Source organism: Alkalicoccobacillus murimartini (genome assembly GCF_030813245.1).
GTDB lineage: Bacteria > Bacillota > Bacilli > Bacillales > Bacillaceae_D > Alkalicoccobacillus > Alkalicoccobacillus murimartini.
On the sequence record NZ_JAUSUA010000001.1, the window covers coordinates 997425 to 1021265 of the forward strand.

Sequence of the window (23841 nt, forward strand, 5' to 3'; positions counted from 1 at the left end):
ATCCTCTTATCCCACGTTAGGTCTTCTTTTTCCCATGTTAGCTCTTTCTTCCAAGTTCCCCTTCCTTTATCAATCCTTCTCAACAAAAAAAGGACAGCCATCAGGCTGTCCTTTTTCTTCCTACTATTATACTTCCATTATGATTGGTAAAATCATTGGACGTCGTTTGGTTTTTTCGTAAAGGTGGCGGCTTAAGCCTTCTCTTACATTACTCTTTAACGATGACCATTCGCTTACTTTTTCAGACATGCATTTTTTTAGAATATTGCTCACTAATTCATTCGCATCTTCTAAAAGCTGTTCTGATTCGCGAACATATACAAATCCTCGAGAAATAATATTTGGACCTGACTCAATGGTTCCGGTCTTTTTGTTAAGTGTAACAACAACAACTAGTATGCCGTCTTTTGATAGAAGTCTACGATCACGTAAAACAATATTACCAACATCACCAACACCTAATCCATCGATTAGTACGTTTCCTGAAGGAACTTTGCTGGCTTTGCGAGCTTGTTTGTTTGTGAACTCAATCACTTCGCCTTTTTCAACGATGAAGATATTCTCATCAGGGATACCTACCCCTAAGCCTAGTTGGCGATGCGCATGCTGCATACGAACTTCACCATGAACAGGTAGGAAGTATTTTGGTTTCATCAAATTAAGCATTAACTTAAGTTCTTCCTGACTTCCGTGTCCAGAAGCATGAACCTTAGATGAACCATAAACAACTTCTGCACCAATGCGGTGAAGCTTATCGATGACAGCAGAAACAGATTTTTCATTACCAGGAATAGCAGAAGCTGCGATAATTACTGTATCGTATGCATTAATCGTAATTTGGCGATGTGCGCCTTTTGCCATACGCGTTAAAGCAGACATCGGTTCACCTTGGCTACCCGTTGTTAAGATAACTAATTGTTCGGGCTTGTACTTGTTGACTTCATCCAGCTCGATAATTAAATCTTTTGGCGGAGCTAAATAACCCAAACGTGTAGCAATCGAAATGACACGAATCATACTTTTTCCAACAATAGCTAGCTTACGATTGGCTTTGGCTGTTGCTTCGATAATTTGTTGAATTCTGTGTACGTTAGATGCAAAAGACGTCACGATGAGGCGGCCTTCCGTTTTACGGAATACTTCCGTAATTCCTACCCCAACTTCTGATTCAGATTTTGTTGTACCAGGACGTTCTGCATTTGTACTATCAGAAAGAAGACAAAGGACGCCTTTATGACCAATGTTCGCCATCTTACCAATATCAGCTTGCTTACCATCTACAGGAGTTTGGTCAAACTTAAAGTCACCAGTATGTACAATTGCTCCTTGTGATGTTTCAACACATACTCCTACGCAATCAGGAATACTATGGCTTGTCCGGAAAAACGAAACCGGTGTAGAGCCAATCTTAATTCGTGACTTGGCATCAATCGTTTTTAATTTTACTGAACGCAGGATGCCTGCTTCTTTTAATTTCTCTTCTACAAGTCCAAGTGTTAGCTTTGTGCCGTAAACAGGTACATTTACTTTTTTCAACACATAAGATAATCCACCAATGTGATCCTCATGTCCGTGTGTTAGCACAATTCCTTTTACTCGCTCAGCTTGTTCCGTTAAATAAGAAACATCAGGTATCACAATATCTACACCTAACATATCGTCATCAGGAAACATTAAGCCGGCATCTACAATAATAATATCTTCGTCTACTTCAATTCCATACATGTTTTTTCCAATTTCGCCTACTCCACCTAAGGCAAATACGCGAATTTTCTCAGTGATCTGCTTCGACAATGGTCTTTCCTCCTATACATTTATGCAAATTTCTCATATCAAAATCGGCGGCATTATGAATAGTCGCCTGGTCGATTCCGTTCCCCAGTTAATACTAATGAATATTTCACTTATTCATCATGAATAAGCACCCGAACGCATCACTTGAAATTAGTATACCTTATTTTTCTAATGAAAAACAAGGTACAACCAAAAGGAAAAACCCGACTTAATAAGTCGGGTTTTAAACATTCTATGAAAAAAAGGATTCAACAAGCACTTCTTCTTCAGGAGATAGCGAAATGAGTGGCATTCTTGTTGCCCCTGCATCCACACCTGTTTGCTTTAAAATATGTTTTACACACACTGGATTTGGTGCCAGAAATAAAGCTTTCATTTTTGGCAATAGGAATCGGTGCAGCTGTGCAGCGCGTTCGATCTCTCCTGTCTTAAAGGCTGTAACTAGTTCTTGCATTTGTTCACCTATGACATGAGAGGCTACAGACACTACACCATGAGCGCCGATTGAAAGTGCGGGTAAAGCCATTGAATCGTCCCCACTATATACAAAAAAGTCTTCATCCGTTTGTTCTATAATCGCTGCCATTTGCTCAAGATCGCCACTGGCTTCTTTTAGTGCTGTTATATTTGGAAGTTGCGACAACGCAATCACTGTCTCCGGTAGCATATGTGCACCTGTTCGATGAGGAACATTATATAACATCACAGGTAAGGAAACGGACGCTGCAATTTCCTTGAAATGAGCGAACATTCCCGTTTGTGATGGGCGGTTGTAATAAGGCACAACTGCCATAATTCCATCTGCTCCAAGTGCTGTTGCTTGTTTTGACATAGCTACAGACGAAGCGGTATCGTTTGTACCCGTTCCCAAAATAACTGGCACTCTTTTATTGGTATACGTAATAACAAAACGGAATAATTCTTCTTTTTCTTTAGCTGACAACGTGGGAGATTCACCAGTTGTTCCAGCTACAACTAGTGCATCCGTACCCGTTGTAATCAAATGGTCAATCAAGTTGGCTCCTGCGTCGAGGTCTAGCTTCCCTTTTGAATCAAAAGGGGTCACCATCGCTGTCCAAACATGCCCGAAATCCATTTGCTCACTCTCCTCGATGTCCGAAATACTACCCTTTTCCAAGACCTACTTTTTCAAGCTGGAACATGTGGTGCAGGGCATTCACTGCCTTAATCATGTCTTCATTTTTGACTAATACCCAAATGGTTGTATGGGAATCAGCTGATTGTAGGATTTGTACATTTTCAGATGATAAGGCGCTCACAATTTTTGCAGTTACCCCAGGAACACCTGTCATACCCGCACCAACTGCTGAAACTTTAGCACAATTTCGCTGTACTTCTGGTCGAAAGCCCATTTTCGTTAATGTCTCAATAGCCCGATCAGCCGCTGCATCCATAACCGTGTATACCACACCACTTGGTGAAATATTTATAAAGTCAACACTGATCTTTTCCATAGCCATTGATTTAAATACTTTTTCCTGAACATCATAATGACCTTCTTGAGCAGACACCTTGATTTGTGTCACATTAGCTAAATGTGCAATTCCCGTTATTAGCTGTTCCTGCACATCACTGCCTGCTCCTCCAGAGTGCATCGTCGTAATTAATGTCCCTTTTTTATTCGAATACGTTGAGCGGATATGAATAGGGATTTTAGCTTGCATGGCAATCTCAACCGCCCGCGGATGTATAACTTTTGCCCCTTGGTACGCCATATTGCAAATTTCATTATATGTCATGGTTTCAAGTGGTCGAGCTTTCTCTACAATACGTGGATCAGCTGTCATTACACCTTCTACATCCGTAAAAATATCTACCCACTCAGCATGGACTGCAGCTGCAAGAGCCGTCGCTGAAGTATCACTACCTCCACGTCCAAGTGTTGTTGTTTCTCCTGATTTGGATTGACCTTGAAATCCAGCTACAACTAATACATCGTGTTGAGATAACAATGTACGCAGGTGATCTGATTTCATATCGAGAATTTTTGCGCTTGAAAAATCTTCATTTGTACGAAAACCTGCCTGCGCGCCAGTCATAGCCATTGAGCTCAGTCCCAAAGAGGAAAGAAGATTGGAGAATACCACAGCAGAGATGACCTCTCCACATGAGGCTAATAAATCTTGTTCTCGTTTAGGTAGACCTTCTCCTGGCAGTGAAAGTAAGGTATCCGTTGCATATGGATCTCCTTCGCGTCCCATTGCAGAGACAACCACAATGACTTTTAATCCGTCGTTTATGGCCTTTCGTACATGATTTGCTGCTAGTTTTCTTGTTTGATCATCTTTAACAGAGGTTCCTCCGAATTTTTGAACGATTAGTTTCATAGCTCACACTCTTCTTAAGATAATAGTTCTTGCTTAATGAGACTTTCTGCGATTTGAACAGAGTTTAATGCTGCGCCTTTTAGTAAGTTATCTGACACAACCCAAAAATGATAGCCATTTGTGCGATCTAGATCTTGACGAATTCGACCAACAAACACATCATCTTCACCCACACAATTAGCTGCCATTGGGTATAGTTGCTGAGTTGTATCATCTTGGAGTGTTACGCCTGGTGCATTTGTTAACAGACTTTTCAGCTCGGCAACCGTTGTGCCCCCTTGTTCTGTCTCAATATATACAGACTCTGAATGGCCTGTTTCTATTGGTAAGCGGACACATGTTGCAGCCACTTCAAGATCTGCATTATGAAGAATTTTTTTGGTTTCATTCATCATTTTCATTTCTTCAAATGTATAGCCATTTTCTTGAAATACATCGATTTGTGGAATCGCGTTAAACGCAATCTGGTAGTGCTTTTTATCTCCACCCACTGGCAGGATCTCAGCTTTTGCTTCTTTACCTGCAAGCACATCTGCTGTTTGGCTCTTCAGTTCGTTAATTGCTTCTAATCCTGCACCAGAAACCGCCTGGTAGGTTGAAACAATCACTTTCTTTAATCCAAGCTTTTGACGAATGGGCTCAAGTGCTACCACCATTTGTATAGTTGAACAATTTGGGTTTGCAATGATGCCTTTGTTCCATGTTAGATCCTCTGCATTCACTTCAGGCACAACGAGTGGAACAGTGGGATCCATGCGGAAAGCACTTGTGTTATCAACAACTATTGCACCTCTTTTTACTGCTTCTGGTGCTAAAGCCTTTGAAACGGATCCTCCAGCACTAAATAAGGCAATTTGTACTCCCTCAAATGATTCTGGTGTTGCTTCTTCTACCGTGTAAACTTTTCCTTTATAGGAAATCTCTTTCCCTGCAGACCTTTTTGAAGATAATAGTTTCAGATTCGCAATCGGAAATTCTCTTTTTTCTAACGTGGCCAGCATTTGCTGTCCTACTGCACCTGTTGCCCCAACAATCGCAACATGGTATCCATTCTTAGACATAATAATAATCTCCCTTCCCATCCAACAAGTTCATTTTCTCTTTGGCAAACGCCAATATACTCTATTAAACTGTACGGGAAAAAGGGGTTTTGTGCAACCTTGGTACTCTAATCTCGGAACTTTTCAATAATTACTGGTTGAAGTTGCTTGCCTAAGATTGCAGCTTCTACGGTTTCTGGCAAAGATTCCATTCTTGCAACCAAAGATGTGGGTTTTTTGTCTGGAGCGTCTTGACCAAATGGGATGAAATAAATATGTTTGGCTCCCATTAACTTCATAATATTCACCCCATTTAAACCCAGTGCATCATTTGTGGAGATACCTAGTACAACTGGGTTTCCATTACGTAAAGTTGCTTTTGCTCCCATCAATACCGGGTTATCTGTTAATGCATTTGCAAATTTACTAGCTGAATTCCCTGTTAGGGGTGCTATGACCATACAATCAAGTGGAGTAGTTGGTCCAAAAGGTTCAGCCTTTACAATCGAATTAACTAGAGGTTCTGGTGTAATAGCTGCGATTTGTGCTAGCCAATCATCACTATCACCAAACTTTGTATCTGTTGACTCCACGGTGAACGTTGCAAATGGAGTGACTTTAGCTCCTAACTCTACTAACTTCTTCATTTGTGGCAGCACCTCACCATATGTGCAATGAGAACCCGTTAATCCAAAACCAATATGTTTGCCTTTAAGCGTCATCTTGATCATCCTCCTCTTCTTCACTTTTCAGTAAATCTGCAAGAATATTAGCGAGAATCTGTCCTGCGGTTTTTGGTGCCACGATACCTGGCATACCCGGGACTAGCATAGCCTTCATGCCGCGTTTTTCCGCATATCGGAAGTCCGTTCCTCCTGGTTTGGATGCCAAATCAATAATAAAGGCGTGAAGTGGCATTTCAGCAAGGACTCGAGCAGTAATCATACGAGCAGGAATGGTGTTAATACATATATCAATGTCTTTAAGCTCCTGTTGAATATGCTTTGTGTGGAAAGGTTTTAGACCCATTTCACTGATTCTGGCAAGATTAGCTGTTTCACGGGCACCTACCTTAACATTCGCGCCCAAAGCAGCAAAGCTCCGTCCCAATGTCATGCCAATTCTACCTAATCCAAGTATGGCTACATTGGCATGATGGATCGTGAAATCCGTATGCTGAATGGCCATCATTAAAGCTCCTTCAGCCGTTGGAATTGAATTGTAAATGGCCACATCATCTCGTTCCATTAATTTAACAAGCGGCCTGTTTGCCTGTGTTTGAAGTTGATCTAGAAAGGCATTACTAATCCCTGTATAAATCGTACAGTGTTGAGGCGTGCTCTTTAACTGGTTAATCGTTAATGTTAAGCTCTCATTTGAAAACACCGTATCAATCCAGCCATCAGCACTCATCCCACTAACTGGTAGGATAATGGCATCAAGCGTTTTCCAATCAATTTCATCCATCGTGTATTTTGAAGCTCCAATAAAACCATCATCTAACTGATCAAAACCTGCTAGGGAGATCTTGGCATCTAACGTTGAGAGCTTTCTTATAATTTCTAAATGCCTGGCATCTCCACCGATTAATAAAATATGTTTACCCGTTAACACATGGCCCCTCCTTTGATTCATAGTTAAGAGCCCTGGCAAAAACACAGGGCATGCTTACTAGGAGTTATCTGTGTACCATCATATGTAACGAAAGATAATCAGTGAATACTGCTTACAGCTCTTAACCCAATAGACAAAAAGAGACCGCCCCAGTTGTTGGGCGATCTCTTTTTGTCTATTGGATGGTGTCTACATCAATAATAATCATGTCTTCTCCGATTTTTTTTATTTGTTGCCAATAAACGGTCACAACTTGATCTTTCTTGCCAAATTGAAACCAACGAGAAGTAGGAATAATAAATGCTGTAATTTCACCTGTTTCTTCATTAATTAACAAGTCTGTTTGTCCCAACACACCTAATCGTTCACCCTTTTGATAATCCACAATTTCTTTACTAGAGATCTCACTTAATCGCACGATCGATCCTCCTCTATTCCGCCATACCTATCACTATGTTTCTTTGCATGTAAAAAGACCAGCCTCAAGAGGCTGGTCTCAATAACATTATGATTTTAGTGAAGCTGGCCACTCGCCTGTAGTGCTGACAAGTGATAAAGCAGGTTTAGACGTCAAAACACGCTCTGATAACGCATTAACAGAATCAAGAGTGACTCCGTTAATTTCATCAAGCATTTGATCGAGTGTTCTATGTTGTCTAAGCATTAGTTCATTTTTGCCGTTACGACTCATGCGACTGTTGGTGCTTTCTAAGCTAAGCATTAAGCTGCCCTTAAGTTGCTCTTTTCCATTTTTTAGTTCTTTGTGAGTCATTCCTTTTAAAGCCATCTCACGCGTTGTATCATCAATCGCTTCAATAAGAGCATCAAGCTGAGATAATCCGGTACCTGCATAAATGGTTAACATGCCACTATCCGTGAAGGAGGAGTGGTAAGAGAAAACCGAGTAACATAATCCACGTTTTTCACGAATTTCTTGAAAAAGTCGGCTACTCATACTGCCACCAAAAGCATTGTTCATCAGTACAAGTGAGTAGATAGATGGATCGTCAATAGAAAGGCCATCATAACCAATACATAAATGTGCCTGTTCCGCTTCTTTCGCACGAATCCGTCGGTCTTGAACAAATTGAGGCTTAGTCAACAACTCAGTATGGACGCTTGGTTTGACTTTTGAGAACGTTGCTTTTAACTGTTCAATTAATGTCTCATCAATATTTCCTGCTACTGAAATAACCACATAGTCACCTGTGTAAAACCGGTCCATATATGCGCGTAAATCATCTGCGGTAAAGGAAGCAAGCGTATCGTCTGTTCCTAGAATAGGATACGCAAGAGGATGCGTGCCATAACAGGCTTCACTTAATAACTCATGAACCATATCGTCTGGTGTATCTTCAACCATACGGATCTCTTCACCAATGACATTTTTTTCTTTTTCTAATTCTTCCTCATCAAATGTTGAATTAAAAAACATATCTTGAAGGACATCTAATGCAATCAGCGAGTGCTCATCTAGCACTTTAGCATAGTAACATGTGTACTCCTTAGAGGTAAACGCATTGACCTGACCACCGATTTGGTCAAAAGCCTCTGCAATGTCTTGCGGTGTTCTGGTTTCTGTTCCTTTGAAGAGCATATGCTCTAAAAGATGAGAGAGACCATTCTCGGATTGCGTTTCATTCCTGGATCCTGTTCCAATCCAGATGCCCATTGAAACCGAGCGAACGGTTTCGATAGGCTCCACTAAAATTCGGACTCCATTAGCTAAATCAATTTTTTGTATCAAAGTCTGACCCCCTACTTTTGTCCGATGACTGAGGGAAATTCGTTCGTGTCTCAGCCATTAACTCGGACAGCGTTCCAATTTCATATCCTTGTTCTTTAATCCCCATTATTAACTTTTCTAATCCTTTTGCCGATGCATCAGTAGGATGCATCAAGATCGTTGCACCTGGATGCAGCTTGCCTAACACACGATCGACCATTTCCTGTGGTTGTGGCTTACGCCAATCTATTGTATCTACAGACCAAAGAATGGTATTCATATCTAATTTCGCCGCTTCTTCTACAACTACATCTGTGAAACTCCCCCCAGGGGGTGCAAACCATCTAGGCGTAACGCCTAATGTAGCGTCAATGACATCGTTCGTTCTTTTCATTTGATCTATGATCTCAGCTCGTGATATTTTCTGCATATCTGGATGAGAATACGCATGACTTCCGATTTCATGACCTTCCTCATAAATCATTTGGGCCACTGTTGCATTATTATGAACCCATGATCCATCTAGAAAAAAAGTAGATTGAACCTGTTGCCGATTCATTGTTTTTAATAGCTCAGGAATATATTCATTCCCCCAAGCAACATTCACAAGTAAGGTAACCATTTGTTTTTGTTCATTTCCTCGGAAAATCGGAGAAGGAGGGAGATCTTCAAGGTGAACGTGCGGCTCCACTTCTTTAAAAACAAGTTTCTTTTCATCAAATTCCCCAAGCTTCTCCATCTTATCATACGATTTTTGAACGTCAACCTCCACTCCATTATAGCCAGGAACGGCTTTCCATACTTTATCAACCCGAGCATCCATAGGAGAAATGTGGTATTCCTTTGCTTTTTCCGTAATTTGTTGAACCATTGGATTGTCTTTTGTTGAGACGATCTCTACTTGAGTTTCACGGATAGCTTCAACATAAGAAAGAGTGAATGGATTCTGCAGTGCACCAGCTGTTAACATGATCAAAACAAGAACAATACCAGTATGAATTAAGGTTTTCTTCATAGCGAAACCCCCTCTTCATCGAATCTATGTAAGAGGAGGACAAGGTAGAACTTAGTATAAAGCAAAAAAAGACTGGATTACACCCAGTCCTTCGTTACAATCTTATTGTTTAGCTTCCGCCTGTTTTTCTTTCTCTTCTTTTAAGATAACTTTTCGAGAAAGATTCACACGACCTTGGTTATCGATTTCGGTTACGCGAACCATAATCTCATCACCAAGTTTAACGACATCTTCAACCTTCGCAATGCGCTCTTCAGCAAGCTGAGAAATATGAACTAATCCGTCTTTGCCTTTAAATAATTCAACAAAGGCTCCAAACTTTTCAATTCGTTTGACTTTACCTAAGTAGGTTTCGCCTAACTGTACTTCTCTAACAATATTCTCAATAATTACTCGAGCTTTTTCATTCATTGGCTTCTCAGTTGAAGAGATGTAAACTGTTCCATCTTGCTCAATGTCAATTTTGACACCAGTCTCTTCAATAATCTGATTAATGATTTTACCACTTGGTCCAATGACATCACGAATCTTGTCAGGGTTAATTTTCAGCGTCATAATCTTCGGAGCAAAGTCAGAAAGATCCGTACGATGTTCACTAATTGCTGTCAACATATTCTCTAAGATGACCATGCGTCCGCGTTTTGCTTGAGCAAGGGCTTCTTCTAGAATTGTGCGATCAATCCCTAAGATTTTAATATCCATTTGTAACGCTGTGATTCCGTCTTTTGTACCAGCAACTTTAAAGTCCATGTCTCCAAGTGCATCTTCCATACCTTGAATATCAGTTAGCACACTGACATGTTCTTCATGCTTAACTAGACCCATGGCAATTCCGGCAACTGGTGCTTTAATAGGAACACCCGCATCCATCATAGCTAATGTACTAGCACAAATGCTTGCCTGTGAAGTCGAACCATTTGATTCAAGTACTTCTGATACTAAACGAATTGTATATGGGAAATCTTCTTCAGATGGAATAACCGCTTCTAAGGCACGCTCACCTAAAGCACCGTGTCCAATTTCACGACGACCAGGTCCTCGAATTGGTCCAGTCTCCCCTACACTAAATTGTGGGAAGTTATAATGGTGCATAAAACGTTTCGATTCTTCTAGGCCAAGGCCATCAAGAATCTGAACATCTCCAAGTGCGCCAAGCGTACAAATACTAAGTGCTTGAGTTTGACCACGTGTAAACAAACCAGAACCGTGTGTTCTTGTTAAGTAGTTAACCTGTGATGACAACGGACGAATTTCATCAATAGCTCGTCCATCAGGGCGTACTTTCTCAACTGTAATTAGGCGGCGAACTTCTTCCTTCACAAACTTTTGAAGAATCACCTTTACTTCTGATACAGAAACCGTTTCGTCTTCTTCAAATGGTTCCACTGTCTTTTTGATAACGGAATCAATCGCTTCTTGACGAGCATGCTTTTCATGTATCTGAACCGCTTGCTTTAATTCTGTCTCTGCTAACTCACGAATTCTTGCCTCAAGATCAGCGTCTGTTGTTTTTAAAACAACTTCTTTTTTCTCTTTGCCCACTTGTGCAATAATTTCTTCTTGGAAAGCGATAAGACGTTTGATCTCATCATGACCAAACATAATGGCTTCTAGCATAAGTTCTTCTGATAGCTCTTGCGCTCCAGCTTCAACCATATTGATGGCATCTTTTGTTCCTGCAACAACAAGGTTCAGATCACTTGCTGCTAATTGATCAGTAGACGGGTTAATAATTAATTCTTCCCCGTTACGTCCTACAGTTACACCTGCAATCGGGCCAGCAAAAGGAATATCTGAGATCGATAAAGCCAATGATGATCCAATCATTGCAGCCATTTCAGAAGACGCGTTCAAGTCAGAACTCATAACGATGCTGATAACTTGAACCTCATTACGGAAACCGTCTGGAAATAGAGGGCGAATGGGACGGTCAATTAAACGACTTGTCAAAATAGCACGTTCGCTCGGACGCCCTTCACGCTTAATAAATCCACCTGGAATTTTACCAGCAGCATATAAACGCTCTTCATAGTTAACAGTAAGAGGGAAAAACGGCAGATCCTTTGGTTCCTTTGAAGCAGTTGCTGTTGAAAGTACAGCACTATCTCCATAACGGACAAGTACTGCGCCGTTTGCTTGCTTAGCAAGCTGACCTGTTTCGATTGTTAGAGTGCGGCCTGCCCACTCCATTGAAAATTCTTGTTTACCTTGTTCCATTAGCGCGTACTCCTCTCTTGCATAGAATAAATCACGTTCATCCTAGTATGACCAGCATGTTAGGTGAGCATAATTGGTATTTGAATAATTAGTATCTAACCAAGAAAAAAGCGGGAACATGTCCCCGCTTTTGTCGTGTTTATCGGCGTAAGCCAAGCTTGTCAACTAGATCACGGTAGCGCGCTACGTCTTTATTACGTAAGTACGTTAATAAGTTACGACGCGAACCAACCATTTTCAAAAGACCACGTCTTGAATGATGATCCTTCTTATGAGTACGTAAATGCTCATTTAGTGTGTTGATTTGCTCAGTAAGGATAGCTACTTGAACCTCTGGAGAACCAGTGTCAGTATCATGCGTTTTAAATGTAGCAATTAGCTCATTTTTACGCTCTTGTGTTAATGCCATCCTAGTCACCTCCTTTAAATTTTATCCAGATTCCGAGCAGACGTTGGTGAAGCGCCATGCCAAGAAACGGCTTTGTACATGAATTACTATACCTTGCTTTACCACAAAATGCAAGGGGTGAACATCAGTTAGTCTAGCTTATGACCTTTTGCGAACGTTTCTGTTTGCTGCTTATCTAAGGCAAGCTGCTCTTTCAGTTCATCAATTCCGTTAAATCGTTTTTCATCACGAATACGAAGAAGCCAAGAGATGTGTACAGTTTCCCCATAAATTTGCTTATCAAAATCGAGCAAATGCACTTCAATGTTAGGGACATCTGGGCGTTCATTATGAAACGTCGGTTTATAGCCAACATTACACATTCCCATATAGGATGAACTTCCAATTTTCACTTCCACAACATAGACACCTAATTTAGGGATAAGATAACGCTGTGAAAGTTTGATGTTAGCCGTCGGAAAGCCGATGGTTCTCCCACGTTTTTCGCCATCCTCTACTGTACCCTGCACTTGATAATAACTACCTAACAGTTCAGGAACATCCTCAACTCTTCCTTCTTGAAGCAGCGCTCTTAATGCAGTTGAACTCACTTTTATCCCTTCTTTTTCTACCTTAGATACGGATGTTTGGCTAAATGCATCTTCTGCATGCTGCGGAAGAGTCTCCATCGTTCCCTTCCCCCACTTGCCATATGAAAAGTCAAATCCAGCCACTACATGCCTAGCACCTAAGGAAATTAGATATTGATGTACAAATTCCTTTGGTAGTAAATCAGCAAATGATTGATTAAATTCTACCACATACGTCCGATCAACACCTAGTTCTGCTAGCTTTGCTAATTTATCTGGCAAAGGTGTTAAAAAACGCATCGGCTGCTTTAACTGCTGAAGAACTTCTTTAGGATGAGGATGAAACGTCATGACTGCACTAGTCATGTTGTTTTCATTCGCATAGTCAACCGCTTGTTTGATCACATACTGATGACCTTTATGAACACCATCAAAGTAACCTAAGGCAAATACTGTCGGCTCTGAAGAAAGCGAGGAATGATCAAAAGGATGACTCAAGTAAATAGTCTGCATCATTCCTCATCCTTTCTATTTTGTTGTTCCGGTGGAGAAAATAAAATCTTCTCGGGTTTCATTTTATCCGGCTTAGTTGAATGTGGTTTATAAATAGCAAGTAGCTCTTCTTTGCTAGAATAAACCACCACTCTTTCGCTTGCTCCAAGTTCTTCTGTAGTCAGTACAGCACCATTTCTTATTCTAGCTTCTATCGCTGCATTCACTTGAATAACTGGCCAATCGCTTAAAGCTTCTTCAAAAGGCCGAAGTTCTTCGAGACGATGTTCCATCTCCATGTTTTCTAACTGCTCCAAAGTCACACAATCCGTCAACGTAAAAGGACCAGATGCCGTACGGACCAAAGTTGACATATGGGCCGGATACCCAAGTGCTTCTCCAATAGATACTGCTAATGTACGTATATACGTTCCTTTACTGCATGTGACAGAAAAACGGATGGAATATGTATCATCGGATCGTTTTTCAAGATCTATTAGATTGATTTCATGTATGGTAATACGTCTTTTTGGTCTCTCTACTTCCTGGTTTGCTCGGGCATATTCGTACAAGCGTTTCCCATTTACCCTCACGGCTGAATACATAGGGGGAATCTGTTCCTGTTCTCCTAAAAATGAGTCTAGAACGGATGTGATCTCTGTTTTTGTCCATTCTTGACGAACCGGCTGTTGTTCAACGACTTCGCCATCAGCATCCTCTGTGGTAGTCGAAAACCCAAGCGTCACTTCTCCCTCGTATGTTTTTCCGAAATCGGACATGTATTCAGCAACCTTTGTTGCTCTTCCAACACAAATAGGAAGCACACCTGTAACACTTGGATCCAGCGTCCCAGTGTGTCCTACTTTTTTGGTTTGGTACAATCGCCGAATTCGATACACACAATCATGTGACGTCATGCCAGCTGGTTTAATAAGCGGTAGTATTCCTGTAGGCACCGGTCGCACTCCTCTCCAAACAATTCCATCTGCAAAAAAAGGATAGGAAGCTATATGCTCCGCTATCCTTCCTTTTAGTTTGAATCGTTGTTTTTGTTAAGATCTGATAGCAATGTCTCTATCCGATTACCATAAGCAATCGATTCATCCATCTCAAACTCAAGCTCCGGTGTTTTACGTAAACGAATTCGTTTACCTACTTCAGAGCGTAAAAAACCTTTTGCTTTATTTAATCCTTTTAAGCTGGCTTCTTTATCTTCATCACTGCCAAGAACCGTAATAAATACTTTCGCTTGTTGTAAGTCACCAGTCACGTCAATACCTGTTACTGTAACAAACTTCACACGAGGATCTTTTAAGCCACGAAGTAAAATATCACTTAGCTCTTTTTTCATTTGTTCTGCTACTTTATTTGCACGAACTTTACTCATATTGTCACCTCATTGAATGGCTAGAGCCAGTCCATTTGTGTCAGCGTCCGTTCAGAGTCAGGATCCGCATCAATGAGCGCTAACGCTTTTTGCAATTCCTGATCACATCGTTTTTTTGTGGTAGAAACCACTACGATGCTAAGCTCTGCACGCTGCCACAAATCCTGATAGCCTGTTTCTGCAACGGACAGATTATATCGCTGTCCCAAGCGAACGAGCAGACTTTTTATAACAGCTCGCTTCGCTTTTAACGAACCTGCCTCATAAATAAACAGCTCACACCGGACAGCACCTATAATCATTTCCGTTCGATTTCTTCCATTACATACGCTTCAATTTGGTCGCCCTCTTTGATGTCGTTAAAGCCTTCAAGAGTGATTCCGCACTCATACCCTGCAGAAACTTCTTTTACATCATCCTTAAAGCGTTTCAGCGCGTTAATGGCACCTTCATAAATAACAATTCCATCACGAATTAAACGAACCGTTGAATTACGTGATACTTTTCCTTCTGTTACATAAGAACCGGCAATCATACCGATCTTAGATACCTTAAAGGTTGTGCGGATTTCAACTTGACCAATTACTTTTTCTTCATACTCTGGGTCAAGCATTCCTTTCATAGCTGATTCAACTTCATCAATCGCATTATAAATAACACGATGAAGACGAATATCTACTTTCTCAACATCAGCTGTACGCTTAGCATTTACATCTGGACGAACGTTAAAACCAATAACAATCGCATTCGATGCAGAAGCAAGAATGATATCAGACTCAGCAATAGCCCCAACACCTGTATGAATGATGTTAACCTTCACACCTTCTACTTCGATTTTTTCTAATGAGCCGCGCATCGCTTCAACAGAACCTTGCACATCCCCTTTAATGATAATGTTGATGTCTTTCACTTCACCCTGTTGGATTTGGTTAAAGAGATCATCCAAGGAAACGCGTGATGTTTCTGTACGGTTATCATCACGATGACGCGCATTTCTAGCTTCCCCAATTTGACGAGCTTTTTTCTCATCTTTGAACGCTTGGAACTGATCTCCAGCAAGAGGGACATCGTTTAAACCAGTAATCTCTACAGGTGTAGATGGTCCAACTGATTTCACTCTACGACCAAGATCATTCACTAATGCACGAACACGACCGAATGTATTTCCTACAACCAGAGGATCTCCTACATTTAGTGTACCTGCCTGAACAAGTAATGTAGCAACTGGTCCGCGTCCTTTGTCTAACTGTGCTTCAACAACAGAACCGACAGCTAGCTTATCAGGGTTCGCCTTTAATTCCTCTACTTCAGAAACGAGTAGAATCATTTCAAGAAGTTCATCAATTCCTGTACCATTTATTGCCGCAACATTGACAAAGATTGTTTCTCCGCCCCATGCCTCAGGAACCAATTCAAACTCTGTAAGCTCCTGCATTACACGATCAGGATTTGCACCTTCTTTATCTACTTTATTCACAGCTACAATAATGGGAACCCCTGCCGCTTTCGCGTGGCTAATTGCTTCTTTTGTTTGTGGCATAACACCATCATCTGCCGCTACAACTAAAATCGTAATATCGGTAACCTGAGCTCCACGAGCACGCATCGTTGTAAATGCTGCGTGACCAGGTGTATCAAGGAACGTAAGCTTTTTGCCATTCGTTTCAACTTGATAAGCACCAATATGTTGCGTGATGCCTCCTGCTTCTCCTGCCGTTACCTTTGTGTTACGAATAGAGTCTAAAAGCGTTGTTTTACCATGGTCAACGTGACCCATAATTGTCACAACTGGAGGACGCTCTTGAAGCTCCTCTGAAGAATCATCAGCATTGTAATTATCAATATCCAATTCATCAACTGGAATAATTTCCTCAGCTTCAACTCCATAATCTGTAGCAATCAGTTCAATCGTATCTTTATCAAGTTCTTGGTTAATGGTAACCATCACACCAAGACCCATTAATTTTTTAATAATCTCAGACGCTTCTCTATGAAGCTCTTTTGCAAGCTCACTAACCTTTAACGAACCAACAAATGTAATTTTTTCTGGAAGCGGCATCTGTTTCACAGGCTGCTGAGTACGGTTTCGTTGGTTGTTATTACGGTTCCGATTTCGGTTGTTATTACGGTTTTGTGGCTGATTGCGATTTTGGTTATTTGGTCGTTGACCACCACCTGGCTTCTTCGCTGCAGGTCTTGCAGCTTGACCACCCTGGTTAGTGTTCGTTGGCTTTGGACGGCTTTGTTGACTTTGTTGGCTCTGCTGCTGTTTCGGAGCAGCAGGTTTGCTTTCTTGTTGAGCCGGCTTAGCTTGATTTGACGATTGATTAGATGCCTTTTTTAATGTATCCTCATCCACAACAGACATGTGATTTGACACCTCCACACCCATACCTTTAAGTTGGTCGATTAATTGTTTACTTTGAAGATTATGTTCTTTTGCGTATTCATATATTCTCATTTTTTTCATATACTTACCTCCACATTCATTGGTCCAATAATTCGGTTATTTTTCCTGCAAATCCCCTGCTTTTGATGCCAATGACTACTCGTTCTGCTTTGCCTACTGCCGCTCCTAAACTCGCCCGATCCGCAACCTGTTGAAGCGGGATATTGTAATAAAGGCATTTATCTTTCACCTTTTTAGCGGTTGATTCAGAAGCATCTCCAGCCAGCAAGACAAGACAGACGCTTTTTTTCCGTACATCCTTTAACACAAGCTCTTCTCCTGTTACAAGCTCTCTAGCTCTGGCAGCAAGTCCAAGTAGAGATAGCCACTTTTCTGATTGTGATGTCATTTGCCACCAGTCCCTTTTGGTCTCGCCTCAAGGAGCTCATCGTATTGTAATGGAGTAACCGTTACGTTCAGATGCCTCGAAAGAACATCCTTCTTTTTGGCTAGCAAAAAAACCTTCTCATCATTTGTCAGATAAGCACCACGGCCGTTCTTTTTCCCAGTGGGATCGAGTAAAACGTCTCCCTCTGGTGAGCGAACAATCCGAATTAAATCTTTTTTAGGTTTCATCTCATTCGTTACAATACATTTTCTCAGAGGAATCTTTCGCTCGCTCACAGATCCATCTCCTTTTAACTTCTATTCCCGTTCGTCCGAAGTATAATCCGTTGATTCTTCAAACGTATTATCTTCTGTCACCGGGACCGGTTCAAACTCTTTATCGTTCAGCAGACCAAGTTCTTCTGCTTCCGATTCGCTTTTAATATCAATTTTCCAGCCTGTAAGCTTTGCAGCTAAACGAGCATTCTGACCACGTTTACCAATAGCCAGGGAAAGCTGATAATCGGGAACGATAACTTGAGTCATTTTATCTGCCTCATTCACATTTACGCGCACCACTTTTGATGGGCTTAATGCGTTGGCAACATATTCAACTGGGTCTTCTGACCATTTGACAATGTCAATTTTCTCACCTTTAAGTTCATTTACAATCGTCTGAACACGTTGTCCCCTCGGTCCAACACAAGAACCAACTGGATCAACTTCAGGATTCTCAGAATGAACGGCGATTTTTGAGCGATCTCCTGCTTCACGGGAAACAGACTTGATTTCTACGGTACCATCATAAATTTCAGGAACCTCTAGCTCAAACAAGCGCTTTAGTAAACCAGGGTGTGTACGAGAAATAAGGATTTGTGGACCTTTTGTTGTTTTTTCAACCTTGGTAATAAAAGCTTTCATACGGTCATTATGCTTATAAGATTCGTTAGGCATTTGTTCATTAAGTGGAAGCAATGCCTCTACCTTCCCTAGATCAACATAAATAAAGCGATGATCTTGACGTTGAACAATACCTGTCATGATATCTTCTTCACGGTCAATAAAGTCCGAATAAATAATTCCGCGTTCTGCTTCACGAACCCGTTGTGTTACAACCTGTTTAGCCGTTTGTGCTGCAATACGACCAAAATCTTTTGGTGTTACTTCAATTTCAATAATGTCATCAAGAACATAGTTTGGGCTCATTTGGTGCGCATCTTCTAATGTAATTTCTAAGCGCGCGTCAAAAACTTCCTCCACAACTACCTTACGTGCAAAAACACGAATGCTACCATTATCGCGATTAACATCCACACGAACATTTTGTGCTTGATTAAAGTTACGTTTGTATCCTGAAATCAAAGCAGCTTCAATAGCCTCTATGATGATATCTTTTTTAATTCCTTTATCATGCTCTAGCGTAGATAATGCTTCCATAAATTCAGTATTCATGAAATGATGTCCCCCTTTCAAACTTAGGCCTTACTTAAAATAAAATGGCTAAACGCGCATTTGCGACTTTTTTGTATGGAATGTGGAACACTTTCTTTCTTGTTTTGATCTTGACTTCTAACTCAATAGTCTCATCATCAAAAGAAATCAAAGTCCCCTCAAATCCTTTTTGTCCTTCAACCGGTTCATAGGTTGAAATGGCAATATATTTCCCGATCGCTTTGTGGAGATCTGTTGCTTTTTTTAGTGGACGTTCTGCTCCTGGTGATGATACTTCCAGAAAATAAGCTTCAACAATTGGATCAGTACGATCCAACTCTTCGCTCAAACGCTCACTTACCGTTCCACAATCATCTAAATCAATGCCTGAATCGGAATCTATAAACACACGCAAAAACCAATCAGGCCCCTCTTTCTTGTACTCAACTTCAACGAGTTCAAGATTAAGTTCAGCTAAAATTGGTGTCACTAAAGTTTCAACTGTTGATGTGACGTTCCTGCTCAAGCTTTACCCTCCTTACATTCTATCTATTGAATCATTCGTTTCGACTAACATATGAGGCATTACAAAAATGAAAGAGTGGGTTGCCCCACTCTCCTCCGAACGTATTCTAAGTATTACCATATCAAGATTAGCATAGTCACACTGTTTTTGCAACTGACCCGCCGTCCTCTAGCATTCTAAAAAAGGGACAGTTGATTGGAGTCTGGTAAGCCTTCTAAGCACCCATGATCATCTAAATTCTCGACCACTGTTTTAGTTAGCTTCGCACGCTGCTGTAAATCCTCTTTGGAGAGGAACTCTCGCTCTCCCCTAGCTCGTACAATATTATGGGCAGCATTGGTCCCTACACCCGTTAATGAGTTAAATGGTGGAAGTAGACTATTGCCTTCTAAGAGAAATTCATCCGCTGACGAGCGGTAAAGATCTGCTTTTTGGAAAGAGAAGCCTCGTTCGCACATCTCTAGTGCTAGCTCTAAAACAGTAAGAACCGCTTTTTCCTTCGGTGCTGCATCTAATCCTTTTTTGTTGATTTCATCGATTTTTGCCCGTATGGCTGTGGACCCTTTAATCATGGTATCCATATCAAAATCATCTGCTCTTACGGTGAAATACGATGCGTAATACAAAATTGGGTGATGCACTTTAAAGTAAGCGATACGAACAGCCATCAAAACATAAGCTGCCGCATGGGCCTTTGGAAACATATATTTAATTTTTAAGCATGATTGAATATACCAATCCGGAACATTATGCTTTTTCATTTCATCAATCCACTCAGGCTGTAACCCCTTGCCTTTACGGACAAATTCCATGATCTTAAAAGCCAAAGAAGAATCAAGGCCTTTGTAGATTAAATAAACCATAATATCATCTCGACAACCAATCACATCTTTTAATTCACACGTTCCATTGTATATTAATTCATTCGCATTATTCAGCCATACATCTGTTCCGTGAGATAAACCAGAGATCTGTACAAGTTCCGAGAATGTGCTAGGTTTTGTTTCCTCAAGCATCTGACGAACAAACCGAGTACCAAACTCCGGAATTCCAAGAGTCCCCGTTTTGCACATGATTTGTTCCTCGTCCACGCCAAGAACATCCGGGCCACTAAAAATCTTCATAACCTCAGGGTCGTCGGTTGGAATGGTTTTTGGATCAATTCCACTTAAGTCTTGCAGCATACGAATCACTGTCGGATCATCATGCCCTAAAATATCAAGCTTCAGTAGATTATCGTGGATGGAGTGAAAATCAAAATGAGTGGTTTTCCATTCTGAATTTTTATCGTCAGCTGGAAACTGAATCGGACTGAAATCATGAATGTCCATATAGTCTGGCACAACGATAATACCACCGGGATGCTGTCCCGTTGTTCGTTTTACTCCAGTAGTACCGGATACAAGCCTGTCGATCTCCGCTCCACGCATCATAAGATCATGATCGCCCTGGTATCCCTTTACATATCCGTACGCTGTTTTTTCGGCTACGGTTCCGATCGTTCCCGCTCTATATACATACTCTTCACCAAATAACTCTTTTGTATATTGGTGAGCACGTGGCTGGTAGCTTCCAGAGAAGTTCAAGTCAATATCCGGAACCTTATCCCCTTTAAACCCTAGGAACGTTTCAAATGGAATATCTTGACCATCCTTCACATACGCCGTTCCACATTCAGGACAATCTTTATCCTTCAAGTCAAATCCTGATGCTACACTTCCGTCATCAAAAAACTCTGAGTGGCGGCAGCTTGGGCACACATAGTGTGGTGCTAAAGGATTCACTTCCGTAATTTCCGTCATCGTAGCGACAAGTGAGGACCCTACTGAACCCCTAGATCCAACAAGGTACCCATCTATTAATGATTTTTTTACAAGCTTATGCGAGATTAAATAAATAACAGCGAACCCGTGGCCAATGATACTCTTCAGTTCTTTTTCAAGACGAGCAGTCACAACCTCTGGCAGCTCTTCTCCATAAATACTTTTGGCCATATCATAGCTCATCTGTCTGATCTCTTCATCAGCACCTTCAATTTTAGGTGCATATAGATCATCTGGAACAGGCTGGATGCCATCCTCAACTCGATCAGCGATGGCATTTGTTTGAGTGACCACTATATCTTTAGCTGTTTCTTCTCCTAAAAATGAGAATAATTTTAGCATCTCAGTTGTCGTACGGAAGTGAACTTCAGGGAGCTCTTGTCGGTTTAATGGATTGGCTCCACCCTGAGAGGCAATTAAAATCTTCCTGTTAACATGATCTTCTTTCTGCAAATAATGTACATTCCCGGTTGCTACTACTGGTTTCTCTAGTTTTTTTCCGAGTTCTACAATATTGCCGATAATCTCATGCAACGCCTCTTCATTTTTAACAAGCTCACGCTCAATTAAATGCGTATAGTTAGAAGGAGGTTGCACTTCTAAGTAGTCATAGAACCCAGCGATGCTCTCTACTTCATCCGCAGATTTCTGCATCATCCCTTCAAATACTTCTCCTTTGTCACAAGCAGAGCCAATGATTAAGCCCTCTCTATGTTTCGTGAGCTGTGACCTTGGAATACGTGGATTTCTAAAGAAGTATTCAAGGTGTGAAATACTAATTAGTTTGTACAGGTTTTTCAAACCCTGCTGAGATGTGACTAATATTGTACAATGCGATGGTCTCTGCCTATGAAAGTTTCCTTGTCCCATGTGCAAGTTGATCTCATCATGAGATAGTATTTCTTTTGCGCGTGCATCCTTTATCATCTTCCACAATAAATAACCTGTTGCTTCAGCATCATAAATCGCACGGTGATGGCTAACTAGTTCAATATCAAACTTCTTACACAGTGTATTCAATCGGTGGTTTTTCAGCTCTGGATAGAGAAAGCGACCTAATTCCAGTGTATCTATAACTGGATTTGTGACTTCTTCCTTGCCAATCTTTTTGTAGCCGACATTAAGAAAGCCAATATCAAAGCTAGCATTATGAGCAACTAGAACTGAGCCTTTTGCAAACGTATAGAAGTCTTTTAAGACATCTTCTACTTCCGGTTGCCCACGGACCATATCATCAGTTATGCCGGTAAGATTCATGATCGTATTACTTAACGGCTCATGAGGATCAGCAAATGATTCAAAACGATCAATAATTTCGCCGTCTTTAATTTTTACAGCTGCCAATTCAATAATGGAATTATACACAGCAGATAAGCCGGTAGTCTCCACATCAAATACCACATATTCGGCCGTTTCAAGGTCGAGCTTCTGCTCATTGTAAGCGATAGGTACACCATCATCCACCAAATTGGCCTCTAGACCAAACAATACCTTTATTCCGTGTTTCTTACTAGCTGAATACGCTTCTGGGAAGGCCTGTGCAACCCCGTGATCTGTGATCGCCATTGCCTTATGTCCCCAAGCCGCTGCCTGTTCAACATAACGACCTACTGATGTCATCGCATCCATCTGACTCATCGATGAGTGAAGATGAAGCTCTACACGCTTCTCTTCCGCATCATCTTTAATGACTTCTGGCTGGATCTGGTTAATATCATTAGCAATCATAACAAGGTCACGCACAAAGGTGTCGTTTTGAATACCACCACGGACCTTCAGCCACATGCCTTTTTTAACAGCAGACAGTAGAGGCAGATCTTCTTTATCGCGAGAAAAAATCTTAACTAGTATTGAATCCGTGTAATCTGTGATTTTGAACGTTAACAGAGATCGTCCACTACGCAACTCGCGAATCTCAGAGGCAAAGACTAAGCCTTGGACCGTAATTCTGCGTTCCTCATCAAGAATACCTTCAATTGGTGTCGCATCATCTTTAATAGGATACCCAAGCATGAGAGGTTTACCTTGCAAGTCATTAGCTGCTTGCTCCTCCGCTTTCTTCTTCTCAATCATCGCTTCCACAACTTTAGAGTGATCCTCTTCTTCACGATTTTTGACGAATTGTTCGAACGCTTGAGTCGATTCCTGGAACTTTGCCTCAAGTAGAACATTAGGCAGCCCAAATGTGGCCAAACAGTCATTTAACGGTTCAGCAAGCTTACGCTTTAAAGCAATTGCCTCTGTTTCATTGCGAACATTAATTGTTGCTACGCGCCCATCAAACCTAGGCGTTTGATTTTTAAGAAGGTTACGAAGACCGTCCGAAACATCCGTTACGCTTGCAGCAATTAATGGCCAGTACCCTAGCCAGATCGTTTCAGAAGGAGTAGATGTTTCATAGTGAAAGCTATGGGTTACTTCTGCTATATGTTTAAATGTATGAGTAAGTCTATCTTCAACTAATTGATACACCTCAGCTGGCACAAGCTGAGGAAGTGCAATATGAAAATGCCAGCTTTTTCTCTCTTTTGAAATGACAAGTTTGCGGATATGCCCATTCGTAAAATACCCCGAAATAATCTCATCGGGTATTTGCAGCTGGCTTAACAATAATTGCAACCGCTCTTCTCGTATTTGCCTATCTTGATCGATTTCAAGCACCTCCTTATCACTT

General features: G+C 41.2%; 21 protein-coding genes. All 21 read right to left on the bottom strand.

What is annotated here, in order from left to right; genetic code table 11:
- Positions 1-126: 126 nt before the first annotated feature.
- The 21 genes from J2S05_RS05340 to J2S05_RS05440 all read right to left on the bottom strand — a co-directional run bounded on the left by J2S05_RS05340 (position 127) and on the right by J2S05_RS05440 (position 23819).
- Entirely contained in the window at positions 127-1794 is a 1668-nt protein-coding gene (locus tag J2S05_RS05340) for a ribonuclease J (RefSeq protein WP_306980574.1), read from the bottom strand.
- Positions 1795-2026: 232 nt separating this feature from the next.
- Positions 2027-2890, bottom strand: coding sequence for a 4-hydroxy-tetrahydrodipicolinate synthase (gene dapA, locus J2S05_RS05345; RefSeq protein WP_306980576.1), 864 nt, complete (start codon positions 2888-2890; stop codon positions 2027-2029).
- A gap of 28 nt (positions 2891-2918) precedes the next feature.
- The gene (gene dapG / locus J2S05_RS05350; protein WP_306980577.1) at positions 2919-4142 is read right to left on the bottom strand and encodes an aspartate kinase; all 1224 of its coding nucleotides are present in this window, start codon (positions 4140-4142) and stop codon (positions 2919-2921) included.
- A gap of 14 nt (positions 4143-4156) precedes the next feature.
- Positions 4157-5203: an aspartate-semialdehyde dehydrogenase gene (locus J2S05_RS05355; RefSeq protein WP_306980579.1), complete on the bottom strand. Its 1047-nt coding sequence runs from the start codon at positions 5201-5203 to the stop codon at positions 4157-4159.
- Positions 5204-5310: 107 nt separating this feature from the next.
- Positions 5311-5904 carry a dipicolinate synthase subunit B gene (gene dpaB, locus J2S05_RS05360; protein ID WP_306980580.1) on the bottom strand — a complete coding sequence of 198 codons (594 nt, stop codon included), beginning with the start codon at positions 5902-5904 and terminating at the stop codon, positions 5311-5313.
- Positions 5894-6796 carry a dipicolinic acid synthetase subunit A gene (dpaA, locus tag J2S05_RS05365; protein ID WP_306980582.1) on the bottom strand — a complete coding sequence of 301 codons (903 nt, stop codon included), beginning with the start codon at positions 6794-6796 and terminating at the stop codon, positions 5894-5896. Before dpaA ends, dpaB begins: the two co-directional genes overlap by 11 nt.
- A 175-nt stretch (positions 6797-6971) precedes the next feature.
- Positions 6972-7214, bottom strand: coding sequence for a YlmC/YmxH family sporulation protein (locus J2S05_RS05370; protein WP_306980584.1), 243 nt, complete (start codon positions 7212-7214; stop codon positions 6972-6974).
- An 87-nt stretch (positions 7215-7301) separates the two neighbouring features.
- Positions 7302-8543, bottom strand: a complete 1242-nt coding sequence (locus J2S05_RS05375; protein WP_306980585.1) for a M16 family metallopeptidase — start codon at positions 8541-8543, stop codon at positions 7302-7304.
- The gene (locus J2S05_RS05380) at positions 8527-9537 is read right to left on the bottom strand and encodes a polysaccharide deacetylase family protein (protein WP_306980587.1); all 1011 of its coding nucleotides are present in this window, start codon (positions 9535-9537) and stop codon (positions 8527-8529) included. Before J2S05_RS05380 ends, J2S05_RS05375 begins: the two co-directional genes overlap by 17 nt.
- A gap of 102 nt (positions 9538-9639) precedes the next feature.
- Positions 9640-11754: a polyribonucleotide nucleotidyltransferase gene (gene pnp / locus J2S05_RS05385; RefSeq protein WP_306980589.1), complete on the bottom strand. Its 2115-nt coding sequence runs from the start codon at positions 11752-11754 to the stop codon at positions 9640-9642.
- A 139-nt stretch (positions 11755-11893) separates the two neighbouring features.
- A complete protein-coding gene (gene rpsO, locus J2S05_RS05390) occupies positions 11894-12163 on the bottom strand; it encodes a 30S ribosomal protein S15 (protein WP_306980590.1) in 270 nt (89 codons plus the stop codon).
- Between the two features lie 128 nt (positions 12164-12291).
- A complete protein-coding gene (ribF, locus tag J2S05_RS05395) occupies positions 12292-13245 on the bottom strand; it encodes a bifunctional riboflavin kinase/FAD synthetase (protein ID WP_306980592.1) in 954 nt (317 codons plus the stop codon).
- Positions 13245-14180 (bottom strand): tRNA pseudouridine(55) synthase TruB, encoded by a 936-nt coding sequence (gene truB, locus J2S05_RS05400; RefSeq protein ID WP_306980594.1) that lies wholly within the window; start codon positions 14178-14180, stop codon positions 13245-13247. Before truB ends, ribF begins: the two co-directional genes overlap by 1 nt.
- A 74-nt stretch (positions 14181-14254) precedes the next feature.
- Positions 14255-14611 carry a 30S ribosome-binding factor RbfA gene (gene rbfA / locus J2S05_RS05405; protein ID WP_306980596.1) on the bottom strand — a complete coding sequence of 119 codons (357 nt, stop codon included), beginning with the start codon at positions 14609-14611 and terminating at the stop codon, positions 14255-14257.
- Between the two features lie 20 nt (positions 14612-14631).
- Positions 14632-14913 (bottom strand): DUF503 domain-containing protein, encoded by a 282-nt coding sequence (locus J2S05_RS05410; protein WP_306980598.1) that lies wholly within the window; start codon positions 14911-14913, stop codon positions 14632-14634.
- Complete coding sequence (gene infB, locus J2S05_RS05415) at positions 14910-17081, bottom strand: translation initiation factor IF-2 (RefSeq protein WP_306980600.1); 2172 nt, start codon at positions 17079-17081, stop codon at positions 14910-14912. The genes J2S05_RS05410 and infB overlap by 4 nt, the downstream gene beginning before the upstream one ends.
- Before the next feature lie 16 nt (positions 17082-17097).
- The gene (locus J2S05_RS05420) at positions 17098-17409 is read right to left on the bottom strand and encodes a YlxQ family RNA-binding protein (protein ID WP_306980603.1); all 312 of its coding nucleotides are present in this window, start codon (positions 17407-17409) and stop codon (positions 17098-17100) included.
- The gene (rnpM, locus tag J2S05_RS05425) at positions 17406-17684 is read right to left on the bottom strand and encodes an RNase P modulator RnpM (RefSeq protein WP_306980605.1); all 279 of its coding nucleotides are present in this window, start codon (positions 17682-17684) and stop codon (positions 17406-17408) included. The genes J2S05_RS05420 and rnpM overlap by 4 nt, the downstream gene beginning before the upstream one ends.
- Positions 17685-17705: 21 nt before the next feature.
- Positions 17706-18839, bottom strand: a complete 1134-nt coding sequence (nusA, locus tag J2S05_RS05430; RefSeq protein ID WP_306980606.1) for a transcription termination factor NusA — start codon at positions 18837-18839, stop codon at positions 17706-17708.
- Between the two features lie 34 nt (positions 18840-18873).
- Positions 18874-19344 (bottom strand): ribosome maturation factor RimP, encoded by a 471-nt coding sequence (rimP, locus tag J2S05_RS05435; protein ID WP_306980608.1) that lies wholly within the window; start codon positions 19342-19344, stop codon positions 18874-18876.
- A gap of 176 nt (positions 19345-19520) precedes the next feature.
- Positions 19521-23819: a PolC-type DNA polymerase III gene (locus tag J2S05_RS05440; protein ID WP_306981109.1), complete on the bottom strand. Its 4299-nt coding sequence runs from the start codon at positions 23817-23819 to the stop codon at positions 19521-19523.
- Positions 23820-23841: the final 22 nt, after the last annotated feature.